At 43.0% G+C, this 5,566-nt stretch carries 5 protein-coding genes and 1 pseudogene; 4 read left to right on the top strand and 2 right to left on the bottom strand.

The features are described from left to right. Positions 1-133 precede the first annotated feature (133 nt). Complete coding sequence (gene rarD / locus ACHA99_RS09140; protein WP_393942311.1) at positions 134-1,033, bottom strand: EamA family transporter RarD; 900 nt, start codon at positions 1,031-1,033, stop codon at positions 134-136. A gap of 109 nt (positions 1,034-1,142) precedes the next feature. Here rarD and ACHA99_RS09135 point away from each other — a divergent pair, with 109 nt between their 5' ends. From ACHA99_RS09135 to ACHA99_RS09120, 4 genes and pseudogenes are all read left to right on the top strand, one after another. Further along, on the top strand, positions 1,143-1,595 hold the full coding sequence (locus tag ACHA99_RS09135) for an Lrp/AsnC family transcriptional regulator (protein ID WP_106650472.1): 453 nt from the start codon (positions 1,143-1,145) through the stop codon (positions 1,593-1,595). A gap of 34 nt (positions 1,596-1,629) precedes the next feature. After that, a pseudogene (locus ACHA99_RS09130) lies at positions 1,630-2,270 on the top strand (transposase); the annotation flags it as partial. 354 nt (positions 2,271-2,624) lie between these two features. Beyond that, a complete protein-coding gene (locus tag ACHA99_RS09125) occupies positions 2,625-3,236 on the top strand; it encodes a DUF998 domain-containing protein (protein ID WP_393942308.1) in 612 nt (203 codons plus the stop codon). Positions 3,237-3,360: 124 nt separating this feature from the next. Beyond that, positions 3,361-3,999, top strand: coding sequence for a hypothetical protein (locus ACHA99_RS09120; protein ID WP_393942306.1), 639 nt, complete (start codon positions 3,361-3,363; stop codon positions 3,997-3,999). Positions 4,000-4,092: 93 nt separating this feature from the next. Here the strand turns inward: ACHA99_RS09120 and ltrA are convergent, their stop codons facing one another. Next, positions 4,093-5,442: a group II intron reverse transcriptase/maturase gene (gene ltrA / locus ACHA99_RS09115; RefSeq protein ID WP_393942304.1), complete on the bottom strand. Its 1,350-nt coding sequence runs from the start codon at positions 5,440-5,442 to the stop codon at positions 4,093-4,095. Positions 5,443-5,566 lie beyond the last annotated feature (124 nt).

The following is a 5,566-nucleotide window of genomic DNA, read 5'->3' as shown; positions in this document are numbered from 1 at the left end:
CACTTGTGCTAATGCGTCTTTAACGGGCGATGAGGGGAAATCTAGCTCGCTTCTGTCCCATTGCGATTTGGCGTTATTAGATAAGTGCTGATGAGTGGCTAGAATTAGCCATACTTTTACTAATGATCCACACTTAGACGTTTCTTGATTTAAACATATTAATCCCCCCCTCTAACATCAACACAATAACGGCTAACCAAATACCGATATAGGTAGGCCATTCACTTGGGGTAAATGTCTCGCCAAGCATTATAGCAACGATAAATAACAGTAAGGGCTCTACATAGATAAGTAGCCCGAAAAGACTCAGGTTCAAGTGCGGAGCTGATAATGATTGTAACCCAAGAGCCAAGGCACTGATTGCACCTAAGCCAATGGCTAACCAGAGTGTTAGGCTACTATCACTAAAACTTTCAATCACGTAGCCGCCATTTAAGATAAAGTAAATGCATAACGGGACACTGAGCAACATATCAAACCAGACACCACCAATGTTATTGGTGCCAGTTTTATGCCTTAGCCAGAAGTAGATTGGGTATCCTAAGCATATAGCCAGTGTTGGCCAAGTTAAGGTTTGAGAAATGGCTACCTGGTTCACTACACCAAGTAAAGCAAAAAGACAGGCAATCCATTGCATTACTGACATCTTGTCCTTAAAAGCAAATCGGCCAACCACTACCATAGTGATGGGCATTATAAAATATCCCAGTGATACTGCTAAGCCATACCCATTACCCGGAGCACACATGAATAACCAAAGCTGAATACCGATTAAAAAGCTGGATGCGATTCGAGTTAGCCAAAAGTGTTTTTCATGAATGACTCGCTGATAAATTGCGGCGACTTGCGACCAATACCCCCGAACGATAATGAAGAGGGTTAACAGTGGCAGCGTGAAGAGAATGCGCCAACCATAGATTTCTTCACCGCTGAGAGCTTCTAATAGGGCAGTGTAAGCGAATATTACTGCAAAGAGCGCGGACGCGGCCACATTTAGGCTGACACCGAGCAAGGTATTGGGAACTGATTTCATAACGTCCAGACGCAAATGAGAAATTGAATTGTATTTTATTGTGTTACCTTTGGGAAAAGGTCTCTAAATTGATGCTATTTTCGATAAAATTTCTCATCTGGATGTCATTATGTCGCTCGATAAATACGATCATGTTCTTCTCACCTTGTTGCAATTGAACTGTCAAACTCCACTGCGAGAGTTGGCTGAAGCAGTTCACTTGTCTACGGCTTCTGTTCAGCGACGTATTCAAAAGCTGAGGGACAGCGGTTACATCCAATCGACAGTGGCAATCTTAGACCCAGATAAACTGAAAAAAGTCATCACAATCTTTGTTGAAGTTCAGGTTGAAAAAACCGATATCAATGCACTTAGGCAATTAAAACAGGACTTTTCCGGCCCAGAAGTACAACAATGTTACTACGTAACTGGGGATGCCGATTTTATGCTGGTTCTGCTTGTGCCGCATATGCAACGCTTCCAAGAACTATGTGATCAAATGTTCCATAATAACGCGAATGTTAAATGGTTCAGAACCATTGTGGCTTTAGACCGAGTTAAGGCGACTTTAGATGTGTTGTAGCATAACGCTGCACCTTTTAGTGCAGTAACAATGACATTGCTTAATTCCAGGCGGGGTAGTGACGTCGGAGGGTATTGGCATGGCGTGAAAACGGATTATCTGTTTCCGGTTAAAGCCTTGTCCACCGTGTATCGGGCCAAGTTATTACGGGCGCTGCGACAACATGAGCTGGCTATCCCTGCGGCTGATACCTTAATGGCAAAACCGTGGTGTGTTTACAGCAAAGCGTGTCTGAGTCGCGCCGAAACCGTAGTTGAATACCTCGGGCGTTATACCCGTAAAGGCATGCTGCATGAATCAAGAATTGCCGACGTGACCGCAGACCATGTCCGTTTTCACTACAAGGACTATCGTGACGGTCAGCAGCATAAGCAAATGCGGCTAAGTTGTGATGAGTTTATCCGCCGTTACTTATTGCATGTATTGCCCAAAGGGCTGATGCGAGTGAGACATTTTGGTTTTCTTGCCAATGCTTGCCGCCGCAAAAAGCTCGCGCTTATCCTGCGGCAACTACGTAAGCCGCAGGTGGTATTGGCGAGTCCTTTGATTAAGGAGGAATGTTGATGGTCATGTCCGCAATGCCAGTTAGGTCATTTGCAGTTTATTGGGCTGATAAGACTGCAGAGATTAGTGATGATTAACAACCAAAGTCAGCCAGTACGTCTGTCAGGATAACCACTCCCTCAAGACGTAGCGTAACCGACAGCGAAAAGCAGCCAGCCTTATGGGATTAAGCCGATGAGGGGATAGGGTGTGAGTGTCAGCCTGAATCTGGGGCCAAAATGCTGTCAACCAAGGTAAAAAATCAGTCGAAAGTAAGCGTAAAAGAATGAGAAAGCTAAAACGATATCAAGTGATTACCCATCAAACTGTATAAAAAACCGCTACCGCAAAAAAGCAAATTCCTGTAGCATTATTCATACCCATTTACACGGATGTGGCAGCGGCCAAGTCCAACAAGCGATTTATGCCCTGAAAACAGCGCAGCGCATAAATACTAAGACGTTAGTTTACAAAGGGAGTTTGGTGGTGTTTGAGAGTATTGCGATCTATTCAGGATTAATTGCAACAATCTGGATATTCATTGGTGTTTATGCAGCAAGTAGTTTTTATGCTGGTTACAGCCATTCAAAGCAATTTTGTAGTGAGTTAGGTGCGACTGGTAGCCCAACTGAAAAATTGTCTCCTTTAATTAATAATTATCCTCTTGGTTTTCTATTTTGCTTTTTCGGTTGGTATCTGGCTCAACTCTCAAATGTTTCAACTTTAGTGAATATTGCTGGTTGGTTAGTTATAGCTCATGGTGTTGGTACATGGGTCGCCGGTTACTTCCCAATGGACGCCGATCCATTTACTAAGAATCCAACTTTTAATTGTAAGGTACATTCTTGGGCAGGTTTTATCATGTTGCTTTCATTAGTTGTAGCACCAATATTAATTGCTATCAGTCCAACAACTGAAATTATTCCATTATATTTCCGCATTTTTTCATTGGTTTCTGTTGTCGCTGCTGTTTATTTTCTTTTCGCAATGGCTAAAGCTGTAAAATCCCAAAGCAATCCTGGCATCCATCAGCGTATTTCATATGGTTTTCAGCTAATTTGGCTAAGTGCTTTTTCACTAGTATTGGCGCAATTGTAAACTAACAAGCAAATTAATCAGGACAAATAACAGTTGGTTTTTGCTCCTGCGTCGCTTATTTTAACCAACTGATATTTGCCCATTATTTGGGCGTTAGATTACTTCGAAAGGTTAGGTTGTACTTGTGGAAAAATTATTAAAAGAGTATTTAGAATTATTTGATCATCCATTTAGAAAGGCAGTAATAGATACATTTTTTGGAGTGCTGTTTTGCTTGTTGGCACCTGCTTTAATTATTCTTTCTGCACTTGCGAGAGAAAAGCTAGGTCTACCTTGGAGCTTTAATTTTAATTGGGATTTTTGGGGACTCAATTGGTTGAAAAGCTTTTTGGAGTGGTTTGTTTCTTTTTTTGTAAACTCCGTATTGACTTACTTTGAGTTGTTTTTACTTTCGATGATGGGAGCCGTATTTGTATGCTTTTATATCACAAGGAGAACAATAAAGTCTTTTATTGCTCTGTTTCTTTTTAAGAGAATAACTACACCTTTACTTATCTCGTATTTTATTTTTATTGTAGTGGATAAACTAATTAGAATTGATACTTTCTCCGATTCAACTTTTCTCGACAATAACTGGTCACCTCTACATGCCTCAACGGATGGTATTACATTCTTTTATGCATTGATATTTACATGGTTTCTCACTGCTTATGCAATAAACAAGCAGTCTAATATTCTTTTAAAGAAAGATATTGAAAGTGGAAATATAACATTTACAACCCGACTTAACGATTTAAGGCAAGAATACATAAAGAGAGGGTGATTAGTAATCTAATCGGGTAGCCGGAGGTATCTAGCCTCCAGCCCCCACACCACCCTGCATGCGGCTCCGCACAGGGCGGTTCATTTAGAACGCCTAACCTGTTTTCTGGTTCGGATAGTGAACCGCGATCCATCCATTTCTCAGTGAATACAATCCTGCTTTCTTAAGATACTCATTACTCAGCGCTTGCTGTATTCCTGGTGTTTTCGAGCTCCGCCATGGGCCTTTACTTGTGATCCCACAAGCAACGGCAGCTTGGATCCTGACGCCACGTTTAAGTAAGTTTTGTACCTTAGTCCGCGGTTTTCGCCACTGACGCCAGTAGCACATACGCACTCGACGACGGATCCAATGGTCTAAATCGACACACCCTTGATAAGCGTTGGCTATGCCAAAGTAGTTGATCCAGCCTTGCATGTATTGCCGTACTTTAAACAATTGATATCCCATGCTCACGCCCCAATTGCGGTTTGTCAGTCGTCTTATCTTTTGTTTGAAGATGTACAGTGTTTTTACATGCCACTGGATCTTTCCGCGGTTAAAGGTAAAACCAAGGAACTTGCTTTGACCTACCTCTACCACTTGGCTTTTCTGTTCATTAACAACCAGTTTTAGCTTAGTGGCAAGATAGCGAGTAATACTCTTGAGGACACGTTCGCCCGCTCGTTGAGACTTGACTAAGATGATAAAGTCGTCCGCGTAGCGGGCGAATTTGTGCCCTCGGCTTTCCAGCTCTTTATCAAGACTGTCCAACATAATGTTAGAGAGTAATGGCGAGAGTGGGCCGCCTTGAGGCACGCCTTCGAAGCTTGCTTCAAATTGGTCGTTGACCATCACACCAGCTCGCAGGTATTTACCAATAAGCGCCAGCAGACGCTTATCCTGTACCTTGATCCTCAATTGAGTCATCAACAGGTCGTGATTTACTCGATCAAAGAACTTGGACAGATCAACATCGACGGCAAATTTGCGCTTCTGTTTGATGATATCTCTGACTTGCAAGACCGCTTGTTTGGCATTCCTATTCGGTCTAAAGCCGAAGCTATTAGCCGAGAAGAAAGGGTCAAACAACGGCGTGAGAATTTGAGCAATAGCTTGCTGTATCACACGATCAATGACGTTAGGGATACCCAGTTTGCGTTTACCGCCATCGGGTTTGTCGATCTCTACGTGTCTGACTGCTGAAGGGTTATATTCACCTCGTTCCAGTAGAGATTTACACCGTTGCCAACCGCCTTGTTGCATCCAAAGCGGGAAGGCTTCGATAGTCATGCCATCGATGCCAGCCGCGCCTTTATTGGCTTTAACTTGACGCCAAGCTCGGTGTAGATTTTTAGGTTCGAGTAGTTGTTGGAATAAATCGCTGTTGAAGGCCGGTTGCATATCAATACGCTGCCGATAGTAATCGTCTGGCGACGTAGTGGGTATCGACAAGTTTGACAAGACTCCTTCTTCTAAATGTTCAGGCCTTCACCATCTCCCATCCATTACGATGGGCGTTGGGCTACTATGCCGTCTGCTGACTTCTGCTTAATCACATACCAAGTTGCCCCGTCATGCGCTATCG

Source organism: Shewanella sp. S23-S33 (assembly GCF_043359565.1).
GTDB lineage: Bacteria > Pseudomonadota > Gammaproteobacteria > Enterobacterales > Shewanellaceae > Shewanella > Shewanella oncorhynchi.
The sequence above is the reverse complement of the archived record's forward strand: the minus strand, read 5'-3'. Positions and strand labels throughout refer to the sequence as shown.

Bases quoted from the DNA above. Each gene is read 5' to 3' on its own strand.
- rarD (WP_393942311.1), bottom strand. From the start codon at position 1,033: ATGAAATCAGTTCCCAATACCTTGCTCGGTGTCAGCCTAAATGTGGCC.
- ACHA99_RS09135 (WP_106650472.1), top strand. From the start codon at position 1,143: ATGTCGCTCGATAAATACGATCATGTTCTTCTCACCTTGTTGCAATTG.